The organism is Ruegeria sp. CE12 (genome assembly GCF_056537525.1).
This window is the reverse complement of sequence record NZ_JBQFRS010000008.1, coordinates 128,408-148,366: the sequence shown is the minus strand read 5'-3', so window position 1 is coordinate 148,366 and position 19,959 is coordinate 128,408. Positions and strand designations below refer to the sequence as shown.

Annotated in this window: 20 protein-coding genes; 10 read left to right on the top strand and 10 right to left on the bottom strand. The window is 58.4% G+C overall.

The window, feature by feature from the left end:
• The gene (locus ACR0IO_RS17575; RefSeq protein ID WP_480743147.1) at positions 1–2,334 is read left to right on the top strand and encodes an aldehyde dehydrogenase family protein; all 2,334 of its coding nucleotides are present in this window, start codon (positions 1–3) and stop codon (positions 2,332–2,334) included.
• A 23-nt stretch (positions 2,335–2,357) separates the two neighbouring features.
• Positions 2,358–3,167 (top strand): SDR family oxidoreductase, encoded by an 810-nt coding sequence (locus ACR0IO_RS17570; protein ID WP_480743143.1) that lies wholly within the window; start codon positions 2,358–2,360, stop codon positions 3,165–3,167.
• 21 nt (positions 3,168–3,188) lie between these two features.
• On the opposite strand, the gene ACR0IO_RS17565 is transcribed toward ACR0IO_RS17570, so the two are convergent.
• The 7 genes from ACR0IO_RS17565 to ACR0IO_RS17535 all read right to left on the bottom strand — a co-directional run bounded on the left by ACR0IO_RS17565 (position 3,189) and on the right by ACR0IO_RS17535 (position 11,659).
• Positions 3,189–4,499 carry a M16 family metallopeptidase gene (locus ACR0IO_RS17565; protein WP_480743140.1) on the bottom strand — a complete coding sequence of 437 codons (1,311 nt, stop codon included), beginning with the start codon at positions 4,497–4,499 and terminating at the stop codon, positions 3,189–3,191.
• A complete protein-coding gene (locus ACR0IO_RS17560; protein WP_480743138.1) occupies positions 4,496–5,836 on the bottom strand; it encodes a M16 family metallopeptidase in 1,341 nt (446 codons plus the stop codon). Before ACR0IO_RS17560 ends, ACR0IO_RS17565 begins: the two co-directional genes overlap by 4 nt.
• 80 nt (positions 5,837–5,916) lie before the next feature.
• Complete coding sequence (locus tag ACR0IO_RS17555; RefSeq protein ID WP_155146312.1) at positions 5,917–6,432, bottom strand: DUF3035 domain-containing protein; 516 nt, start codon at positions 6,430–6,432, stop codon at positions 5,917–5,919.
• A gap of 50 nt (positions 6,433–6,482) precedes the next feature.
• Positions 6,483–6,959 carry a signal peptidase II gene (gene lspA / locus ACR0IO_RS17550; protein WP_155146314.1) on the bottom strand — a complete coding sequence of 159 codons (477 nt, stop codon included), beginning with the start codon at positions 6,957–6,959 and terminating at the stop codon, positions 6,483–6,485.
• On the bottom strand, positions 6,959–8,548 hold the full coding sequence (gene purH, locus ACR0IO_RS17545) for a bifunctional phosphoribosylaminoimidazolecarboxamide formyltransferase/IMP cyclohydrolase (protein WP_480743134.1): 1,590 nt from the start codon (positions 8,546–8,548) through the stop codon (positions 6,959–6,961). Before purH ends, lspA begins: the two co-directional genes overlap by 1 nt.
• Before the next feature lie 22 nt (positions 8,549–8,570).
• A complete protein-coding gene (locus ACR0IO_RS17540) occupies positions 8,571–10,310 on the bottom strand; it encodes a heparinase II/III family protein (protein WP_480743132.1) in 1,740 nt (579 codons plus the stop codon).
• Between the two features lie 89 nt (positions 10,311–10,399).
• The gene (locus tag ACR0IO_RS17535) at positions 10,400–11,659 is read right to left on the bottom strand and encodes an RsmB/NOP family class I SAM-dependent RNA methyltransferase (protein WP_480743130.1); all 1,260 of its coding nucleotides are present in this window, start codon (positions 11,657–11,659) and stop codon (positions 10,400–10,402) included.
• Between the two features lie 86 nt (positions 11,660–11,745).
• Between ACR0IO_RS17535 and ACR0IO_RS17530 the strand changes: the two genes are divergently transcribed.
• Positions 11,746–11,928, top strand: coding sequence for a DUF1674 domain-containing protein (locus ACR0IO_RS17530; protein ID WP_155146322.1), 183 nt, complete (start codon positions 11,746–11,748; stop codon positions 11,926–11,928).
• Positions 11,929–11,932: 4 nt separating this feature from the next.
• Here the strand turns inward: ACR0IO_RS17530 and ACR0IO_RS17525 are convergent, their stop codons facing one another.
• Complete coding sequence (locus ACR0IO_RS17525; RefSeq protein ID WP_480743127.1) at positions 11,933–12,793, bottom strand: LysR family transcriptional regulator; 861 nt, start codon at positions 12,791–12,793, stop codon at positions 11,933–11,935.
• Between the two features lie 99 nt (positions 12,794–12,892).
• Here ACR0IO_RS17525 and tmpA point away from each other — a divergent pair, with 99 nt between their 5' ends.
• Genes tmpA through ACR0IO_RS17510 form a run of 3 tightly spaced genes read left to right on the top strand, consistent with a single transcriptional unit; the run spans position 12,893 to position 15,281 of the window.
• On the top strand, positions 12,893–14,029 hold the full coding sequence (gene tmpA / locus ACR0IO_RS17520) for a 2-trimethylaminoethylphosphonate dioxygenase (protein ID WP_480743124.1): 1,137 nt from the start codon (positions 12,893–12,895) through the stop codon (positions 14,027–14,029).
• Complete coding sequence (tmpB, locus tag ACR0IO_RS17515; RefSeq protein ID WP_480743122.1) at positions 14,026–14,616, top strand: (R)-1-hydroxy-2-trimethylaminoethylphosphonate oxygenase; 591 nt, start codon at positions 14,026–14,028, stop codon at positions 14,614–14,616. Before tmpA ends, tmpB begins: the two co-directional genes overlap by 4 nt.
• Positions 14,613–15,281 carry an ureidoglycolate lyase gene (locus tag ACR0IO_RS17510; RefSeq protein ID WP_480743119.1) on the top strand — a complete coding sequence of 223 codons (669 nt, stop codon included), beginning with the start codon at positions 14,613–14,615 and terminating at the stop codon, positions 15,279–15,281. Before tmpB ends, ACR0IO_RS17510 begins: the two co-directional genes overlap by 4 nt.
• Before the next feature lie 75 nt (positions 15,282–15,356).
• On the opposite strand, the gene ACR0IO_RS17505 is transcribed toward ACR0IO_RS17510, so the two are convergent.
• Complete coding sequence (locus ACR0IO_RS17505; RefSeq protein ID WP_480743117.1) at positions 15,357–16,241, bottom strand: DMT family transporter; 885 nt, start codon at positions 16,239–16,241, stop codon at positions 15,357–15,359.
• A gap of 100 nt (positions 16,242–16,341) precedes the next feature.
• Between ACR0IO_RS17505 and ACR0IO_RS17500 the strand changes: the two genes are divergently transcribed.
• Both ACR0IO_RS17500 and ACR0IO_RS17495 read left to right on the top strand, forming a co-directional pair.
• The gene (locus ACR0IO_RS17500) at positions 16,342–16,935 is read left to right on the top strand and encodes a TetR/AcrR family transcriptional regulator (protein ID WP_480743113.1); all 594 of its coding nucleotides are present in this window, start codon (positions 16,342–16,344) and stop codon (positions 16,933–16,935) included.
• A 79-nt stretch (positions 16,936–17,014) separates the two neighbouring features.
• Entirely contained in the window at positions 17,015–17,875 is an 861-nt protein-coding gene (locus tag ACR0IO_RS17495; RefSeq protein ID WP_480743111.1) for a hypothetical protein, read from the top strand.
• Between the two features lie 13 nt (positions 17,876–17,888).
• Here ACR0IO_RS17495 and dapB read toward each other — a convergent pair whose 3' ends face one another.
• Entirely contained in the window at positions 17,889–18,698 is an 810-nt protein-coding gene (gene dapB, locus ACR0IO_RS17490; protein ID WP_480743109.1) for a 4-hydroxy-tetrahydrodipicolinate reductase, read from the bottom strand.
• 92 nt (positions 18,699–18,790) lie between these two features.
• On the opposite strand from dapB, the gene rbfA reads away from it, so the two are divergent.
• On the top strand, positions 18,791–19,186 hold the full coding sequence (gene rbfA / locus ACR0IO_RS17485; RefSeq protein WP_155146337.1) for a 30S ribosome-binding factor RbfA: 396 nt from the start codon (positions 18,791–18,793) through the stop codon (positions 19,184–19,186).
• On the top strand, positions 19,183–19,920 hold the full coding sequence (locus ACR0IO_RS17480) for a phosphodiester glycosidase family protein (RefSeq protein WP_480743107.1): 738 nt from the start codon (positions 19,183–19,185) through the stop codon (positions 19,918–19,920). Before rbfA ends, ACR0IO_RS17480 begins: the two co-directional genes overlap by 4 nt.
• Positions 19,921–19,959: the final 39 nt, after the last annotated feature.

Below are 19,959 nucleotides of genomic sequence, written 5' to 3'. Positions count from 1 at the left end.
ATGACAGTCAAAGAGATTTTTGAAACCATGGACTATGGCCCTGCCCCCGAAAGCGCCGCGGAAGCGCTTGCTTGGTTGGTCGATCAGGGCGACAAGTTCGGTCACTATATCGACGGTGCCTTTACCAAGCCGGGGAAGGGGTTCGAAAGCCGCAACCCAGCGACTGGAGAGGTTCTGGCCAAGCTCACACAGGCGAAACAGGCCGATGTGGATGCCGCTGTTACTGCCGCACGTAAAGCGCAACCGAAGTGGGCGAAGCTGGGCGGCGCAGGCCGTGCCCGTTACCTTTATGCCATTGCGCGCCTGTTGCAGAAGCATTCGCGTCTGTTTGCCGTGCTGGAAAGCCTCGACAACGGCAAACCGATCCGGGAGTCACGTGATATCGACATCCCGCTGGCGCAGCGGCATTTTTACTATCACGCGGGCATGGCGCAGTTGATGGACAGCGAACTGCCCGATGCTGAGGCGTTGGGTGTCTGCGGGCAGATCATCCCGTGGAACTTCCCGTTGCTGATGCTGGCGTGGAAAATTGCCCCGGCTCTTGCGATGGGCAACACCGTGGTTCTGAAACCAGCCGAATACACTTCGCTGACCGCACTTCTGTTTGCTGACATTTGCACACAGGCCGGGCTGCCCAAAGGCGTTGTCAACATTGTCACCGGTGACGGAGCTGTGGGTGAGATGATCGTGTCTTCGGACGTCGATAAAATCGCCTTTACCGGCTCGACCGTCGTGGGCCGTCGTATCCGTGAGGCGACCGCTGGATCGGGCAAGGAACTGACATTGGAGCTGGGCGGCAAGTCTGCCTATATCGTCTTTGACGACGCCGATATTGATTCAGCGATCGAAGGCTTGGTCGACGCGATCTGGTTCAATCAGGGCCAAGTCTGCTGTGCGGGCTCGCGCCTCTTGGTGCAAGAGGGCATCGCGGACCGCTTCCATGACAAGCTGCGTGCCCGTATGGACAAGCTGCGCATCGGCGATCCGTTGGACAAGTGCATCGACGTCGGTGCGGTTGTGGACCCCGTGCAACTGCAGACCATCAAGAGCATGGTCGAAAGCAACACGGTTGGGCATGTTCATCAGGCGGCTTGCGATCTGCCTGCGAACGGCTGTTATTACCCACCGACGCTGATCTCGGGCCTCGAGACTTCCGACCCGCTGATGCAGGAAGAGATCTTTGGCCCGGTTCTGGTGTCCTCAACCTTCCGCACACCGGGAGAGGCGGTCGAGCTGGCCAACAACACCCGCTACGGGCTGGCTGCGACTGTATGGACCGAGAATGTGAACCTCGCGCTGGATATCGCGCCCAAGCTGGTCGCGGGCGTGGTTTGGGTGAATGCCACCAACCTGTTCGACGCGGCAGCCGGATTCGGCGGCGTGCGCGAAAGCGGCTTTGGCCGTGAAGGCGGCTGGGAAGGCTTGACTGCGTACACCAAGCCCAAGGGCAAAGCTAAGCCGCTGGCCAAGGTCGAGGCAACGATGGGTGAAGGGGCTCCGGTCGATCCCATCGATCGCACCGCCAAGATGTATGTCGGCGGCAAGCAGGCGCGGCCCGATAGCGGCTATTCGAAACCCGTTTGGGGCAAGTCCGGGCTGTTGGGCCACGTGGGCCTCGCCAATCGCAAGGACATCCGCAATGCGGTTGAGGCTGCGGCGGGCGCCAAAGGTTGGTCCAAGACCACTGGCCACCTGAGGGCGCAAATCCTGTATTACATCGGCGAAAACCTCTCGGCCCGCGCCGACGAGTTTGCCGCTCGCATCGACGCGATGACCGGCAAAAAGGACGGCGCGAAAGAGGTTGAGGCTTCGATCCAGCGCCTGTTCACCGCCGCCGCCTGGGCAGACAAGTATGACGGTCAGGTACACGGCGTTCCGATCCGCGGCGTGGCGATTGCCATGAAAGAGTCCGTTGGTGTCATCGGAGCGCTCTGCGCCGACGAAGCACCTCTGCTTGGGCTGGTTTCGGCGATGGCGCCCGCGATTGCGATGGGCAACCGGACGGTTCTGGTGGCTTCGGAGCCCTACCCGCTGGCGGCTACCGATTTCTTCCAGATCCTTGAAACCTCGGACGTGCCTGATGGCGTGGTCAACATCCTGACCGGCAGCCATGCGGAACTGGCGAAACCGCTGGCCTCACACCTGAACGTTGATGCGGTCTGGTCGTTCTCATCCACCGACCTGTCGAAAGAGATTGAGGTCGTCTCGGCCGGGAACCTGAAACGGACCTGGGTGAATAACGCGACGGCATTCGATTGGGGCATGGACCATTCCCGCCGCTTCCTTCAGGCTTCGACCGAGATCAAGAACATCTGGGTGCCCTACGGCGAGTAGGGCTCCCACCAAGGGAGGCCTACATGGATTTTTCAGGTAAGACCGTCATTGTCATTGGCGGAACCAGCGGTATCAATCGCGGCATTGCCGAGGCCTTTGCGGCCTCGGGTGCCAAACTGGCCGTCGCCAGCCGTTCACAGGAAAAGGTCGATAACACCGTTACCGCACTGAAAGCTGCGGGCGCACAGGATGCAATCGGTGCGGCGTTTGACGTGCGTGACCCTGAGGCTGTGGCCGAGGGCCTTAAGCAATTCCACGACGCATTCGGTGACTTCGATGTTCTGGTGTCTGGCGCAGCAGGCAATTTCCCGGCATTGGCAGCGGAAATGTCGGTCAATGCGTTCAAGACCGTGATCGATATCGACCTGATGGGCACCATCCATGTGATGAAGGGGGCGTATCCCTATCTGAAGCGTCCCGGAGCCAGCATCATCAACATCTCGGCTCCGCAATCCTATCTGCCATACGAAGGGCAGGCTCATGTCTGCGCCGCCAAGGCGGGCGTCGATCAGATTACCCGCACATTGTCGATGGAATGGGGCGTCGAAGGCATCCGCGTGAACTCGGTCGTGCCTGGCTTTATCGAGGGCACTGAGGGCGCCAAACGTCTGGCCCCAACTCCAGATGCAGGAGAGGCCTTGCGCAAGGACGTTCCGTTGGGCCGCTGGGGTCAGCCACAGGACGTGGCAAACGCCTGCCTGTTCCTCAGCTCTGATCTGGCCAGTTACATCAGCGGCACTGTTCTGGCCGTTGATGGCGCGCTTTATCAGCGCGGGTCGGGCAAGTTCGGCCAGATGATGGGGCAAATGCTGCGCAGCATGAAAAAGGGCTGAGCAGCGCTCAGCCCCAATTTCTTAGTTCGTGGTGTCCAGACCCACAGGTTTGCCGACCACGGTGAAGTGCAGCCCCTCCGGGTCGAGCAATTCTGCAGCGACCCGGTTGACCTCTTCCAGCGTTATCGCGTTCACCTTGTCATTACGGGTGGCAATGTAGTCGATAGGCAGGTCTTCCATCTGCATCCCGACCATAATTCCCGCAATCTGCCCGTTTCCATCAAATCGCAACGGATAGGCACCGGTCAGGTAGGTCTTGGCGTCATCCAGCTCTTTCTGGGTCACGCCTTCGGTCGCGGCGCGGGCCCATTCATCGCGGATCACTTCAACCGCTTGGGCAATACGGTCATTGGCTGATGAAACGGACCCCAGATAAACCGAAGCGAGATCCTTGGGCACGAGGTAAGTTCCCACGCCATAGGTCAGGCCACGCTTTTCCCGGACTTCGTGCATCAGACGGCTTTCAAAACCACCACCGCCGAGAATGTGGTTCAGGATGTATGCAGCGAAAAAATCCGGATCGTCACGATCGATGCCCTTCTGTCCGAACATTGCAACGGATTGAGGCGTATCAAACTCCACAACATTGACGCCACCAGAGATCGTCACATCGGCCCGATCAGGTATCGGCTTGCCGGTATCCGGCAGCTCTGCAAGCAGTTCATCCAGCAGAACACCCAGTTCCTCTGCAGTGATATCCCCGACCGCACCAACATAAAGGCGATCTTTGGCAAACACGCCGTCATAGGCCGCGATCACGTCATCGCGGGTCAAAGCCGACACGCTTTCGATCGTACCCTTGCCCTCTGACCCGTATGGATGATCACCAAATGCCATTTCGGCAAAGTTTCGGCCTGCAATATCATTCGGGTCAGTCTGGTCAGATTTCAGCCCAGACAGCACCTGAGCGCGTACTCGATCCACCGCATCCTGATCGAACCGGGGTTCGTGAATTGTGGTACGCAAAAGATCAATAACCTCATCCCTGTTTTCTGTCAGAAACTGAGCGGAAATCGAAACCGTATCATCAGTTGCGTTGTATCTGAACGAGGCGGCCAGTTCTTCCAACTCACGGGCATAGGTGCGGGCATCCATATCACCAGCACCTTCTTCGATCAGGCCGCTCATAAGGTAGACTGCACCACGTTTGTCGGGATCATCGAGTGAGGTGCCTCCGCGAAAACGCAACTCCAGCGCGGTAAAGGGGATCGAGTGATCTTCGACCAGCCAGGCCTTGATGCCGCTTGGAGAGGTGACCTCTTCAATCTCGATCTCAGCCCAAGCAGGCAGTGCGATGACAAACGCAATCAGCGTCGCAAAAATCCGTTTCATTGCGTCACCTCATCGTCGCGCATCAGCCATCCGGTCACCGACGTTTCGGGTTGTATCACCTCACGCGCGGCAGCGATGATTTCATCCGCCGTCACAGCCTGAAGGATATCAGGCCACGCCTGCACATCCTCGACCGTCAGGCCACTGGTCAGGGCCCGCCCATAACGGTTTCCGATCCCATCCACATTGTCGCGTGCATAGGTCTGGGCCGCACGCAACTGCATCTTGATCCGGTCCAGATCTTCTTGATTCACGCCTTCGGCGATGAAATCCGCGACTGCCTGATCCATTGCATCCTCAGCTTCCTGCAGAGATACGCCTTCGGCCGGAACAACGATCAGATCAAAGGTGGTGTCATCGAGGGACACACCCCGGTAGAACGCCCCGGTATAGACGACCTTCTGCTGTTCGAACTGCAGCTTCTCATTCAGGTATGAGGTTGTGCTGCCACCCAGCAGTTCCGCCAGCAGGTATAGGGCGGCGGCTTTCTCCTGTGCACCAGCGTCCCGTTCCGGGGCCAGATAACTGCGCTGAACATATGGCTGTGCGACACGCGGATCTTTAAAGGTCAGGCGACGTTCGGCCGTTTGCGGCGGCTCCTGCGAACGCACACGTTCTGGCAGGTCCGGGTTGGCGGGGATCACACCATAATACTCTTCAGCCAGCGCTTTGACTTCATCCGGCTCCACATCACCGGTAACGACCAGAATGGCGTTATTGGGGGCATAATGGGTCTGGTAGAAGGACAGCGCGTCTTCCATGTCCAGCGTTTCCATCTCGTGCCTCCAGCCGATGATTGGCACGCCGTAACGGTGATTTAGGTACTGGGCCGCACTCATCTGTTCCCCGAACAAGGATCGCGGATTGTTTTCAGTGCGCTGATTGCGTTCTTCGAGAATCACATCACGCTCTGTGGCGATATCATTTTCAGTCAGACGGATGTTGCGCATCCGGTCCGCTTCCATCCGCATCATCAGCTCGAGGCGGTCTGCGGCGACCCTCTGGAAATAGGCGGTGTAGTCATACGAGGTGAAGGCGTTATCATTGCCTCCATTTGCAGCAACAGTTGCCGACAGTTCACCCGGCGCCATGGTATCCGTGCCCTTGAACAGCAAATGTTCCAGAAAATGGGCGACACCTGACGATCCAACAGGTTCATCGGCTGATCCGGCGCGATACCAGACCATGTGCTGGACAACCGGCGCGCGATGGTCTTCGACCACGACGACATCCATGCCGTTATCCAAAGTAAATGTAGTGACTGCTTCGTGCCCGTCTTCAGCCAAAAGCGGGGTCGCAGACAATAAGGCGGCCGACAAGGCCAGAGCCCGAACCATAGGGCATCCTCCGTTTCGTTACAGTGTTCAAACTACGGTGGCGCCCGCCGGGTTCAAGAGAGATGACGGAAAGTTAAATATTATTCATCCGGCGGGGAGGACGGTGTTTCATACCCGCGGCGACGGAACGCTTCGGTCTGTTGATAGGGGTCGATCGCGTCACGTTTGTAGACTTCTGCATAACGGTCGATCTTGAACAAACGCAGGCGTGTCCAACGGCTCTGACGGTCGCGGAAATCAGCGTCTTCCTGATTGACGGTCTGGCGGGTATTTGCCGGAACGCCATATCTACTGGATGCTGTAACCAGCGCCGCATCCGAGGATGGGACAGAGGTGTTTGGATTCAGAGCTGCAGCGTTTCCACCCAGGGCCACCACAGCGTCTGCTTTCGGATTAGGATCCGTCAGGTTAGCGCCGCCTGGCGTCGGAGCCGGCAAAAACTGATAATCTTTGGGCTCTGTCAGCGGTTTGACTGGCAGAACCGAGAATTCATCCGGTCCCGCGCCGGGCGGTTCCAAATTGCGCAAGCCGATATCGGAGCATCCCGCAACCAAAGCAGCGAGTGTCAGAGCAAATAGGGCACGCGGCATCCGCATTATCGTCTCCAGCCTGTTTCAGGCGCTTTTATCGCATATCATCGGGCGCGTCACGAGGCCTTTTTGCTGTCAAATAGCACCAGACCGAGAGCGCCTGCAAATATGAAGACATCCGCCAGATTGAACACAAACGGGTTGTTGATCCCGCAGCAGGACATGTTCAGGAAATCCAGAACATATCCATATAAAAGGCGGTCCACCACGTTGCCCAATGCGCCACCGATCAACAATCCGCCACAGATCAGCATAAACTTGGACGCCGCTATACGGCGGAGCCAGATCAATACTGCCAGGCTGATGGCTATCGAGATACCGATCAATACCCAACGCGCGGCCTCGCTGTTCCCCTGGAACAAGCCGAAATTGATACCGCGATTCTCTCCGTATTTGAAAACGACCAGCGGCGGCAGAACGTCGATGCCACCGGGTTGTTCAGCAACGCGCATCACGTGAACGACCAGATACTTACTGATCTGGTCGATCAGAAACGCGGCCAACCCGGCCCAGAACAGAAACCGATACCGCATCAGTGACGGAAGTGCCGCATGCCGGTGAAGACCATGGCCAACCCGGCCTCATCCGCCGCCGCGATCACCTCGTCATCACGCATCGACCCACCCGGCTGGATGACACAGGTCGCACCAGCCTCTGCGGCTTCCATGAGCCCGTCAGGGAAGGGGAAGAAGGCATCAGACGCAACGGCCGAGCCGATGGTGAGCGGTTGCGGCAAGCCGACCGCGTCGGCCATGCGTTCGGCCTTCTTGGCGGCAATCATGGCAGAGTCCAAGCGGCTCATCTGACCCGCGCCGACGCCAACGGTCGCACCGTCCTTCACGTAAACGATTGCGTTGGATTTAACGTGTTTTGCCACTTTCCAAGCAAACAGCAGGTCGCGCATCTGCTCTTCGGTCGGCGCCTTCTTGGTGACGACCTTCAGATCGTCCATGCCGACAAAACCATTGTCCTTGTCCTGCACCAGCAGACCACCCGCTACCTGACGAACGGTCTTACCGCCTGCGGTCACGTCCGGCAGAGCTTCAGTGGTCAGCAGGCGCAGGTTCTTCTTGGCCGCGAAGATCGCCTTTGCTTCATCCGATGCACCCGGAGCGATCACGACTTCGGTGAAAATCCCGGTGATTTCCTGTGCAGTTTCGGCGTCGAGCGGTTGGTTCAGTGCCACGATCCCACCAAAGGCCGAAGTCCGGTCGCAATCGAATGCCGACTTATACGCGTCCAGCAAGGTCGCGCCTGTGGCAACGCCGCAGGGGTTGGCGTGTTTGATGATCGCACAGGCCGCACCTTTTGCAGGATCGAACTCAGCCACCAGTTCAAACGCTGCGTCGGTGTCGTTGATGTTGTTATAGCTCAGCTCCTTGCCCTGGTGCTGAACGGCGGTCGCCACACCCGGACGGTTGGTTCCGTCAGTGTAGAAAGCCGCTTGTTGATGACTGTTCTCACCATAGCGCAGAGTCTGCTTCAGCTCACCGGCAAAGGCGCGGCGCTTGGGCGCTTCAAGCTGCAGTGCCTCGGCCATCCAATTCGAAACCGCGGTGTCGTACGCTGCGGTCCGGGCGTAAGCCTTTTGCGCCAGCCACTGGCGGAAACCATAAGAGGTTTTGCCGTAATTCTCTTCCAACTGATCCAGAAGCGAAGAGTAATCTTCGACATCCACAACCACGTTTACAAAGGCATGGTTCTTCGAGGCCGCACGGATCATCGCGGGACCGCCGATATCGATGTTCTCGATACATTCGTCATAGCCCGCGCCTTTGGCCACCGTCGCCTCGAACGGATAGAGGTTCACCACCAGCAGGTCGATCGCGCCAATGCCGTGTTCGTCCATCGCTGCGATATGGGTGTCGTTGTCGCGCAGTGCCAGCAGGCCGCCATGCACCATCGGGTGCAGGGTTTTCACACGGCCGTCCATCATCTCGGGGAAGCCAGTAATCTCACTGACATCCTTCACCTCAAGCCCCGCATCACGCAGTGCCTTGGCGGTGCCGCCGGTCGACAATAGCTCGACCCCGCGCTCTGCCAGCGCCTTTCCCAGCTCGATCAGCCCGGTCTTGTCGGAAACGGAAAGCAACGCGCGGCGCACGGGGTGAAGATCGGTCATGGGTCCAAAGGTCCTTTTGGCGTCAGTCAAACTCGGGCTCGTCCCGGTGCAGATCGCGTACGGCATAGGCTGTATCCTGAGCCTTGCTCAGCGTCCACCGGATGCGGGTCGCATACTCCATTGCGCGCCCGGATAGAACGATCTGTTTTGTCGCGCGGGGCTTTAATCGACCTTTTTCAAGATAAACGCTTGGTTCAACGGACAATTTTCCCACACCATCATGGCGGAAAACCCATATCTCACCACTTTTGAGCGCCATCGACACGGCCGCACCACCCAAATCGATGGCCGCATCCACGTCCGGATGCAGGTGAAAGCGGATGTCAAAGGCGATGCCTTTCAGGCCCGAGCTGTCCATTGCCCGGTCAAATTGCCGCTTCGCCTTTTCAGTGGCGGTCAACAAAATGTCCTCGCCCGCCAGTTCACGCCCATCAAAGCGCAGCTCGAATGTGCGGGCATGAGTCAGGCCAAAGACCGTGGTATATCCATCATGCCCCACCATAAAGCGGGTGCCCTCAAAGGCTTCCTCAAACTCATGGGGTACATCTTGCGGCGCATCCACAAGCGCCTCATGCGCCGTACCTTTGAGCGGCTCGGTCAAACGAGCGCTGGAATAGCCATCAAGACATAGAGTCGAATGTGAGGGTGTGGCCCGACCCGCCCGACGCCAGTCCAACCCGAAACTCTCGCCTGATCCGCAATTCACGATCAGCGGGCGGCGTCCCGACGTCAGTTCGAAAGCCAGAGTCGAGGCATGTGCATTATACGAGGCTGCCCCTTTCGGCGGAACACTGGCATCGACAATCACAGTTGTGCGCGCGGCGGATAATCGGGCATACCCCATCGACAGCCCTGTCGACAGTTGCGGTTTCACACCGCTTTGCGCCAATGCCTGATCCAACCGTCCCTCGACACCTCGGCCGCCGCCATGAAACCGAGCCAGTGCGCCATCCGCATGACGCAGGCTGCGCAAGGTTGGGGCGATCCGTTTGATCGCTCTGGTCTGGGCTGCGGGCGTTCCCCGGCCCACCTCGTGCAACGCTGCAGAGGTCCACGCCAGCAAGGTGAATACTTCAAGCAACTCCTCGGGGTTCCGCGTCGGTATCCCCCCTTGTTCATCCACTTGCCGGTCACATTCCCGGGCCAGTGCGCGCAAGGCCGGATCTGACATCGCTTCGAGCCCTTCGAGCGCAAGTCCGGCCTGTACCAGCCCGGTCAAGGCTTCAAACCGGGGCAGTCCTGGTGTCGCCGCGTTCCAGCGTTTGGATAAAAACCAAGTCTGTTGTGCTAGCGAACGAAAGAACAGTTTGCTTTGCGCATCGTTCGCACCACGCAACAGAAAAAGAGCGTGATTGATCCAGCGGATCAACCGCCGGCCTGTCAGATCGGGCGCCCAGCCAGGGCCCTGCCCTCGCCCATGCGTCTCAATCCAGCCCCAAACCCAGCGCTGCGCCTTTTCCCGCGCACGCATGTCTCCAACAGCGGCCAGATCATCCAACCAGGCAAAACCGTGCCGTTCATCATCAAAAGGGGCGTTTGGAGCTATGACATCCCAAAGATCGGTATCCTGAGCCTCGACCAGATACCCCGCAAACAGCAAGTTTCCTGCAACCAGCTGCCGTCCTCGGGCATAGGAACCAATTGTGCGCGGTTCGGGTTGTCCAACGAACCCCGTCACCGCCTTTCGGCGCTGACTAAGCCGCGCATAAAGACGGTTCTGAAACCGTATCCACCGGCTGGCCATGGTGTCCGTATTCGACATGACGCTCGTTACTCTGCCCCTAACGCTCTGCTGGCGCTTGAACCAACGATAGCGAGCGACGAAGGTCAAGTCACCGAAAAGCGGCCTGCTCAGACCGATTTGTTGAGACAGGCGACATAGAACCCATCCATTCCACCGCGTTCTGGCCAATAGTCCGGCCGCAGACGCAGGCCTCCTTCTTCGGTGATCCAGTCACTTTCGACACCCGGAACATCCAGAGCTTCACGGTTTACCCGCATGTCCGGATACATCTCCAGCGCCTCTTCGATCTGCACTTCGCCTTCATCCGGCAGCAGTGAGCAGGTGCAATAAACCAGCCTCCCGCCGGGTTTTAACAGGGACCATGCGTGGGCGAGCATCCGGGCCTGCAACTCGATCAGTCCACCAAACTCGGACCCGTCCTTGGCAAAAGGAAGATCCGGGTGCCTGCGAATTGTGCCGGTGGCAGAACAAGGCGCATCCAGAAGGATGGCGTCGTATTGCCTCTGATGCTCCAGCGCATCGCCAGTGACTACATTCGCCTTCAAGCCGGTACGCTTGAGGTTTTCCTGCACCCGGGCGATTCGGGCCTCGGAAACATCCAGTGCTGTTACATCGGCACCTGCAGCGGCCAATTGCAGCGTCTTGCCACCCGGCGCTGCGCATAGATCCAAAATCTGCTCGCCTTGTTGTGGCCCAAGAATGCGAACCGGCAAGGCGGCCGCTGCATCCTGCACCCACCAATCGCCAGCTTTGTATCCGGGCAAGGCAGAAACCTGGCCTGCGTCCTGCAACCGGACCGAACCTGTTGGTAGGGCGTCTCCTCCCGGAGCCTTGGCGCCCGGCTTCAGCGTGACATCCAATGGTGCGCCTGTGAAATGCGCCTGTTCCATCCCTTTGATGGCATCCTGACCCCATGCGGCGATCAAAGGCTCTCGCAACCATTCCGGCAAGCGGGGAACACGCATTTTGGGCCAGGCGTCCGGGCCTTCGTCAGCCACTTTGCGCAGCACGGCATTCACCAGCCCTTTAAGCCGACCGTGTTTGCGCGACCTTCCAACGATCTCGACCATCGAATTCACTACGCCATGCGCAGCCTCACCATGGCATAGCTCAACAGTGCCAAGGCGCAGCGCGTTTTGAACAGTCAATGCCGGGGTGCGCTTCAGGTGGCTTTCAAGCAGCCGGTCCGCTCGTTCCAGACCACGCAGGGTTTCCAGGGTCAGGCGTTGTGCTCGGGCACGATCCTCGGGCGTCAGTCGATCCAGCGCACCCGCAGCCAGACATTCGGACAACAGTCGCCCCTCGCCCAGAATCTGATCCAGCAGATATACTGTGCTGCGCCGTGCTGCTGTTGCGTTATTGGACATGAAACCGCCTTTGTGACTTGTGCCCGCATTGCGTTTGGCGGACGGGGGCGTATATCAAGGCTGTGCACGGAAAGGAACCCGAAGTCATGAGTGACGACCGCAAAGACCTGCCACCTGCCGCACAGCGCGCACTTGCCGAAGCGGAAGAACGTCGTCGCAAGGCCGAAGCGGATGCAAAGGCGTTACCCAAAGAACTCGGCGGTCGCGATGGCCCGGATCCAGCACGCTTTGGCGATTGGGAAAAAAAGGGAATCGCGATCGATTTCTGACCTGTCAGGCAACCTCTCGCAGGGTCTTTAGAAAATCCGTTAAAAGGGCGTGTTGTCTCTTTGACTGCGCGCGTTCCTCTGGCCAGGTCAGCCAATATCCGTCCTTCGTTTTCAGCTCCGGTAGATCCAGCCTGCGTAATCTGCCCGTCTGCAAATCACCTGCAGCCAGCGGGATAGACCCCAGAACAATACCCAGCCCATGCCGCGCCGCAGTGATCGCGTGCTCCATCGAGTCAAAACTGAATTTGGTGAGAGGTGGTTCGCCTTCGCCCGCCTGACGCGCCCACTCGCGCCAGCCAGGCCGCTCACCACGCAGGTCAATCACGGGCGTCCCCCATTCGATACCGGGTGCAGCCATCGGCACCAGAACCTCAGGCGCGATCAGGGCCGAATCCCGGCCCGACCACGCCCCGCGACCATACCGTAACTGCAACCATGTGCGTTCCTCATCCAATGACGTCCGGCGGGCGACCGAATCCGTTGTCACCTGCACATTTGGCCTTTCCGCGTGAAACGCCGCAAGGCACGGAAGAACAAGCGCGTGGATATGCGAAGACAAACCCGCCACCCGCAACTCACGCGGCGACTTACCGAACAGATCCTCGGTATTTCGCTCCAGCGCCTGCAGACTGTCCTGAACCAGCGGCAGATAGCTTTCGCCCTCGACCGTCAGCGACACACCACGCGCCTCGCGGACAAACAGCGACCGGCCCAGCCAGACCTCGAGGTTTCCAATGCGCTGGCTGACCGCCGCCTGTGTCAGACCAAACTCGCGCGCGGCCGCGGAAAAGCCACCAAGCCGCCCAGCGGCTTCAAATACACGCAACCAATCCAGCGGGGGCAGTCCGACCTTTTTCTTAGCCATTAGATTTTCCAAGCCTCAGCAGAAAGAAGGATTAATTGTCGTAATGCCACAACCAGCGTATCTCCTCAATCAAAGCTCGCGCTGAACAGGAGAATCCCCATGCTGCGCCTCGCCACCCATGACTCGTCGGTCGTCACCGTAGACTTCAGCGACGGCACGAAGGCTCGTTTCCATGCAATCTGGTTGCGCGATAACGCGCTGGACCCCGAAACCCGCGCAACGGGGAACGGTCAGCGCCTGATCACCATCGGCGATATCCCTACAGATATCTCGGTCAGCGCTGCTGAGGTCGTGAATGGCGATCTGCAAATCACCTTTGCACCCGAAGACAAAACCGTCACCTTCCCGGCCGATTGGCTGGCAGGTCACGTGTACGATCGCGATCACACCCAGCAGGCAGGCAGGCTTGCGCCCGGTATCACTTCATGGGAGCGCGGCATCGACGCCCCAAGCGGTGACTGGACACAGGTTCATGAAAATCCTGCCGCCAAACGCGATTGGCTGGCTGCTGTCGCAGAGTTTGGCTTTGCCAAGCTTACCAATGGCCCAACCGAGCCGGAGTCTTTGCTGAAGGTGGCTGATCTGTTCGGTTATGTCCGTCAAACAAACTACGGCCCCTACTTTGAGGTTCGGACCGAAGTGAACCCGACCAACCTCGCCTATACCGGCCTTGGTTTGCAGGCCCACACTGACAATCCCTATCGCGATCCGGTGCCAACGCTGCAAATCCTCTATTGCCTGGAAAACAGTGCCGAGGGTGGTGACTCGATCGTAGTGGATGGATTCCGAGCCGCTGAAAAGCTACGTGATCAGAACCCAGAGGGTTTTGCCCTTCTGGCAGGTTATCCCGCACGTTTCGAATACAAAGGCTCGGATGGCGTGTGCCTGCGCTCGCGCCGCCCGATGATCGAACTGTCGCCGGATGGTGAGCTGATTGGCATCCGTTTCAACAACCGCTCTTCCGCGCCGTTCGTAGATGTGCCCTTCGACCAGATGGAGGCCTACTACGCTGCCTATCGCCAATTGGGCGAAATCATCGACGATCCAGCCATGGGTGTTTCGTTCAAGCTGGAGCCGGGTGAGAGCTTCATCGTCGACAACACCCGTGTTCTGCATGCGCGTCTGGGCTATTCCGGCGCGGGTTCACGCTGGCTGCAGGGTTGCTATGCCGACAAAGACGGGTTGCTGTCCACATTGGCCGCGATGGAAATGGCCCAGCCGGAGGCGGCGGAATGAAACCCGATTTCTCGACCCTGAACCGAGACAACATAGTTGCCTTCATCGGAGATATCTTCGACCGCCGTGGCGGTGAAGAATATCTGGGGGAACCCGTCACCATGGCCGAGCACATGCTGCAAGGCGCCACCATTGCCGAGCAGAACGGTCAGTCCGAAGAGATCATCGTTGGTGCCCTGCTGCATGACATCGGTCATTTCACATCCGAGTTTGGCACGTACCATCCGGATGATACTGAAGACCGTCATCACGAGGATGCGGGCGCGGAAGTACTGGAACAGTTCTTCCCCTCGGTCATCACCGACTGCTGCCGATATCACGTGGCAGCCAAACGCTATCTCTGCGCAACCAAGCCCGAGTACTTCAAACGCTTGTCCACTGCTTCAGTCCATACACTTGAACTGCAGGGTGGGCCGATGAGCGACGAAGAAGTCGCTGAGTTCGAAAGCAACCCGAACCTGAAAGAGATCATTCAGGTCCGCTATCTGGACGAGGCAGGCAAACGCGCGGACATGGAAACCCCGGACTTTGCCCATTTCGCACCAATGGTGCAGCGTATGGTGGACAAGCATCTGGGGTCGGCATGAGCGCGCCAGAGTACATCTTTGAAGCCAGTTCAAAACCATCTCTACCGTGGCATGAGGTTCCACTGATCCGGGCCACTGAAGAGTCGGTCAAAGGCTATGGCTGTCTGGTCGATGATCCTGACAGCTTGGAAATCGAAATCGTCCGTTGGCCCCAACAGGGCTGGCGGCCGATTGACGAAGGCACCGGCGACGAAGCGGGCTGGGTCGAAGGTACGTTCAAATGCGACTGGCAGGGTGACATGCTTTATGGAGAGAATGAAGCAGTCAAAGGCCACTATGTGCTGGGTTGGTCTGCCGATCCGCAAAAGGCACAGACAGACAGGCAATCTGCACCGCGCGATCAGGTGCTGCTGTGGCATATGAACTACCACCCCGATGGTGGGCAAATGTTCTGGCCGCTGGACAACAAGCCGTTCATCGTGCCCGCTGCGCTACCCGGCGACAACCTGACCCCGGACAAGGTTGTGGCGTTCTGGTGTGATGGCTCACGCGGTCTCTATATTCATCCCGGCATCTGGCATGAGGGGATTTTCCCCGTCGAAGACAATCAACGTTTCCTTGACCGGCAAGGCCGGGTGCATGCCCGGGTCAGCGCCGATATCGGCAAGGAATTCGGAGTTTACCTCGCCTGTCCGCTGCGCGCGGACAAGGTTCGGGATCTTTGACAAGACAAAGTCTTGGCAGGGCCGACTCCACTTGGAACCGGCCCTGCAAACGATCGGATATCCACTGACCGATTATTATTCCTGCTTAGCGGACAACCCGGCATAGATCAGCACAGTCACAAGAATGATTGCACCCCCGATAAAGCTTGCGACAGGCGGAATTTCTCCAAAGAACCCGAAGGCAAATAACGGCGCAAAGACCACTTCGGTCATCAGGATCATGCCAACTTCCGGCGCGGTGATATAGCGGGTCGCAACCGCTGACATCACACGGCCAAACGGCGCGGTGAACAGTCCCATGACCCCCATGATGAGCCATGTGCTGAGGCTGTACCCCGAAGGTTCCGCCACTGTCGCCATCGCAAGTGCAAGGAACAACCCGCCCAGCCCGACACTCGCCATGCGGCTGACGTCCTGATATTTGCGCAACAGAGTTTGATTCAGCGACAGGCAGATTACCGCAAAGAACGCGAGCAAATCGCCTTTGAGGTTCCCGGAGCCAAAAGACCCCGACACCACAATCGCGATCCCCAGCATGACGAACACGATCGAGATCCACGTTGACCGTCGTGTGATTTCTTTCAAGAAGAACCAACTAAACAGCGCGGCCAGCGCGGGCGAGGTGCTGAGGATCACAAACGTATTGGCGACCGACGTGTTCTTGATGCTCAGAACAAGGGCCGAGGCGCTGCCCAGCATCAACAGGCCCGACAGCAAGATTGGCCAGCCGCCGGCCTTAAGGACTTCGAACAATCCACGCTCACCCCGCAATTGAATGAACGCCGTCATCGAGATCGCCGTGAACAATCCGAACAGCAAGGCGGTGTCAAATCCACTGACACCCGAGAGGCGGATAAAAATGGGATCAAAGCTCATCAGCAAAGCGCCAAGAAGGGCAATCGCAATGCCGGTCATACGTGGGTTTTGGGATCGCAGAGCGAGGGTAGAGGAAGGTTTCATGATAGCCACCGAATAGAATCATACTGATCGGTATGATTATTACCCGCTTGCGAAGATTTCAAGATTATCATACCAAATAGTATGATTTTAGGGTGCAAGCATGAGCAAGCAGGAAACACGCAAAGAAAAGACCCGCCAAGCAATCCTGAATGCCTCGAAATCTGTCTTTCTGACAGAAGGTTACGTTCTGGCCAGCATGGACACGATCGCAGCTCGGGCGCAGGTCACGAAACAGACGATCTATCGGTACTTTCCATCGAAACTTGAGCTGTTTGAAGCAACGCTCAGGCACATGGGCCCAGGACCCAAGGCGGATTTTCTGGAGAGTCTGGAAGTGCCAGACACGCGTGAAGCCCTTATCGGATTCGCCACCGGTTTCATGCGATCGCACCTGAGACAAGAGCATCTGGATACAATCCGCCTGCTGATCGCCGAGGCCCCAAAAGCACCTGGAATCGTACGTTCATTTTTTGCGATGGGACCGAGCGACACCAAGGAACGTCTGAACGAATTCTTCAAAAACAGGCTTGGTGTAGATCAACCGGAAATCCCGATGCGCCTGTGGACGGCCATGTTGTTTGCGCATCAAGAAGCCGCAATGCTGGGGCGCGGCATCCCGACCGAAGAGGAACTGGCAATCTACGCTGAAACGGCAACTGACTACCTGCTCGCAGGGCTGGCCGCGCGGACTTAAGAATCCCTTAACCCCTGACCGGTTCTTCTGTGTTACTCTCGACATATCGTTCGCGAACGTCATGTCAGGGAGGCATCTTATGGGCTTGAACAGGCGCAAAGTTGTGCAACTTGGAACCGCTGCTTCGGTTGGGGCAATGCTGCCCCGGATTGCAATCGCAGCAACAGATCAACATGAGGCGTTTGAACTGGAGTTCAGGAAAACGTTGGACCGTCTGAAATCCGCATTTTCCGAACTTGGGCTACAAGAAGCCGCGCCGCTTTCAATTGCGACCGGCACCGACGGCTATAACGGAGGCCTGCGGCACGATTTTGATCAAGACGCGCTCCCCACAAATGCCTTCGTGATCCAGCCGCTGGCCCGAGTAGGAGATGTCGGTGAAAAATCCCGAGTAGATGTTTTACCACTGTTTCATGAAGTTGGCTGCCATCCGGAGGGTGACGCCAATGGCCAAACCACAACCCGCCTGATGATACGGCTTTTGACCGAAAGCTTTGGTCTCGATCCATCCCGCATAGCCTTTGTCAGCGTGCCGCAAGCCGACACCATGCGCCCGGTGCTGGACGAGATGGGCCTGCCTTTCGCGGAAAAAGTCCTGTTGCGCGATGAGGCCGAGGCTTTGGCCGCCCGCGACGCCTCGGGCTATTTCTTTCCTGATCCGTTTGGCGAAGACTACATCGTAACGATGGGCGTCTATTACCGCGTCGGCGAAACCGATGAGCCAGCGCCGACGGTCTATCCGCCGTCATCCAACTGGACCGAGATCGGTGAGATCGTGATCGAGGGCACCGCCGCGCCTCTTGGCATCTCAATCGGGGCCGAGCGCCTGACCTTTGCGGTGACCGGCAAGTTTCCGACTTGGGACCAGCGGTTAGGGCTGCTCTTTTCGACGGCGGAGGAAAACGGCGCAGAGCCGCCTGGCCTTACTGCGTTCCAGTAGCAGGGACTACAGACTACAGCCCCAGCACATCCACCATGTCATACTGACCGGGTGCTTTCCCCTGTCCCCACAGTGCCGCCTTCAGCGCACCGCGGGCAAAAATGGCTCGATCGGTGGCCAGGTGGCGCAGAACGATGCGTTCTCCGGGAGCGGCGAACAGGACATCGTGTTCACCCACAATGTCGCCGCCACGAATAGCATGGAAACCGATATTGCCACGTTGACGCGCGCCGGTGATGCCGTCACGGCCCCGGTCGGATACATCTTCCAGCTTCACGCCGCGCCCTTCGGCAGCGGCCTCGCCCAGCATCAATGCGGTGCCCGACGGAGCATCGACCTTATGGTGATGGTGCCCTTCGATCACTTCGATATCGAAATCCTCATCCAGTGCAGCCGCGACCTTTTTGGTCAGTTGCACCAGCAGGTTCACGCCGAGGCTCATATTGCCTGCCCGCACGATGACAGCGTGGCGCGAAGCCGGTTCCAGCGCGGCGATCTGCTCTTCGGTCATGCCAGTCGTCCCGATCACATGAACACAACGCGCCTGCGCAGCCAGAGCGGCAAATTCCAACGTCGCTTCGGGTGCAGTGAAATCGATCACCGCCTGCGCTTGCGCAAACGCCTCCAGCGGGTCATCGGTGACTTTCACGCCCAGCGCCTGACCGCCCATCGCTTCGCCGACATCCTGCCCGATCCAGTCGTGGCCCTTGCGCTCGACGACGCCCACCAGACGTGCCTGATCGCTGTCCGTGACGGTCTTGATCAGCATCTGGCCCATGCGGCCCGAAGCCCCTGTAATGACGATCCCCGGAATATGGGTCATTGCGCTGGTCCTTTTTGTATAAGTCGGCTCAAAGCCTCCTACCCCGTTCGCGCCCGCTTGGCAAAGCCCTGCTTTGGGCTTAGATCGGGGATATGGCAAAGAACAAATTCCACGATGGCCCCGGCCCGTCCCAACGACAGCTGCGCGTCGGCGAACTGATCCGCCGCACCCTGTCCGAGGTTCTGGCGCGCGGAGATGTCCACGACCCCGACCTGAACCGTATGTCGATCACCGTGGGTGAGGTGCGCACCTCGCCCGATCTGAAAATCGCCACCGCCTATGTGCTGCCGCTGGGCGGCAAAGGGCAGGAGGACGTGATCGAGCTGCTGGCCCGAAACAAGAGCGAGTTGCGACGCATGGTTGGCAAAAAGGTCGGCCTGAAGTTTTCACCCGATCTGCGATTCCGTCTGGATGACACGTTTGACCGTCTGGACGACACGCGACGCATGTTCAATCAGGACGCGGTGCGCCGCGATCTGGACGAGTGATCCGAGCATTTGTCACTTTGGGCGCGGTCCTTTGGGCTGCGCAAGCTTCTGCGGTCACCTGTGAAAAGCTGACCCATGAGGACAAGCGGTACACTGTCTGCGAGGTGGATGCCGCCAACGAAGACCTGCAACTGTTTCTCAACGATGGAAACGGTGACCTGTTAGGACATTTCTCTTCGGTAAACGAGGCGCTTGAACCTGGAGGTAAACGCCTGGCGTTTGCGATGAACGCGGGAATGTATCACGACGACCGCTCGCCTGTGGGCCACTACGTTGAGAATGGTCAGGAGGTCATGCGAGTGATCCCGAACCCTGGCCCCGGCAATTTCGGCCTGTTGCCGAACGGGGTGTTCTGCATCCGGGAAGGTCGCGCTGACGTCTTCGAAACGCTGAATTTTGTCGACCAGACGCCCGAATGCCGCTTTGCCACCCAATCTGGCCCGATGCTGGTCATTGATGGTGAACTGCATCCGCGCTTTCTGCCCGATTCGACATCGCGCTATGTCCGCAACGGGGTAGGCACCAGCAACGACGGCACCCGCGCCGTGTTCGCGATCTCAGAGGACTACGTCACATTCCACGAGTTCGGCAGCCTTTTCCGCGACGTGCTCAACACTCCGAATGCGCTGTTCTTTGATGGCAATATCTCTCGTATGTATGACCGTGCGAGCAACCGGTCCGATGTCGGGTTTTCGCTGGGACCAATCGTGGGCGTGGTTGAAGACGCACCCTGAAATTGACAGGGCGAAGGTGATCCGCTAACTCGCGCGCCT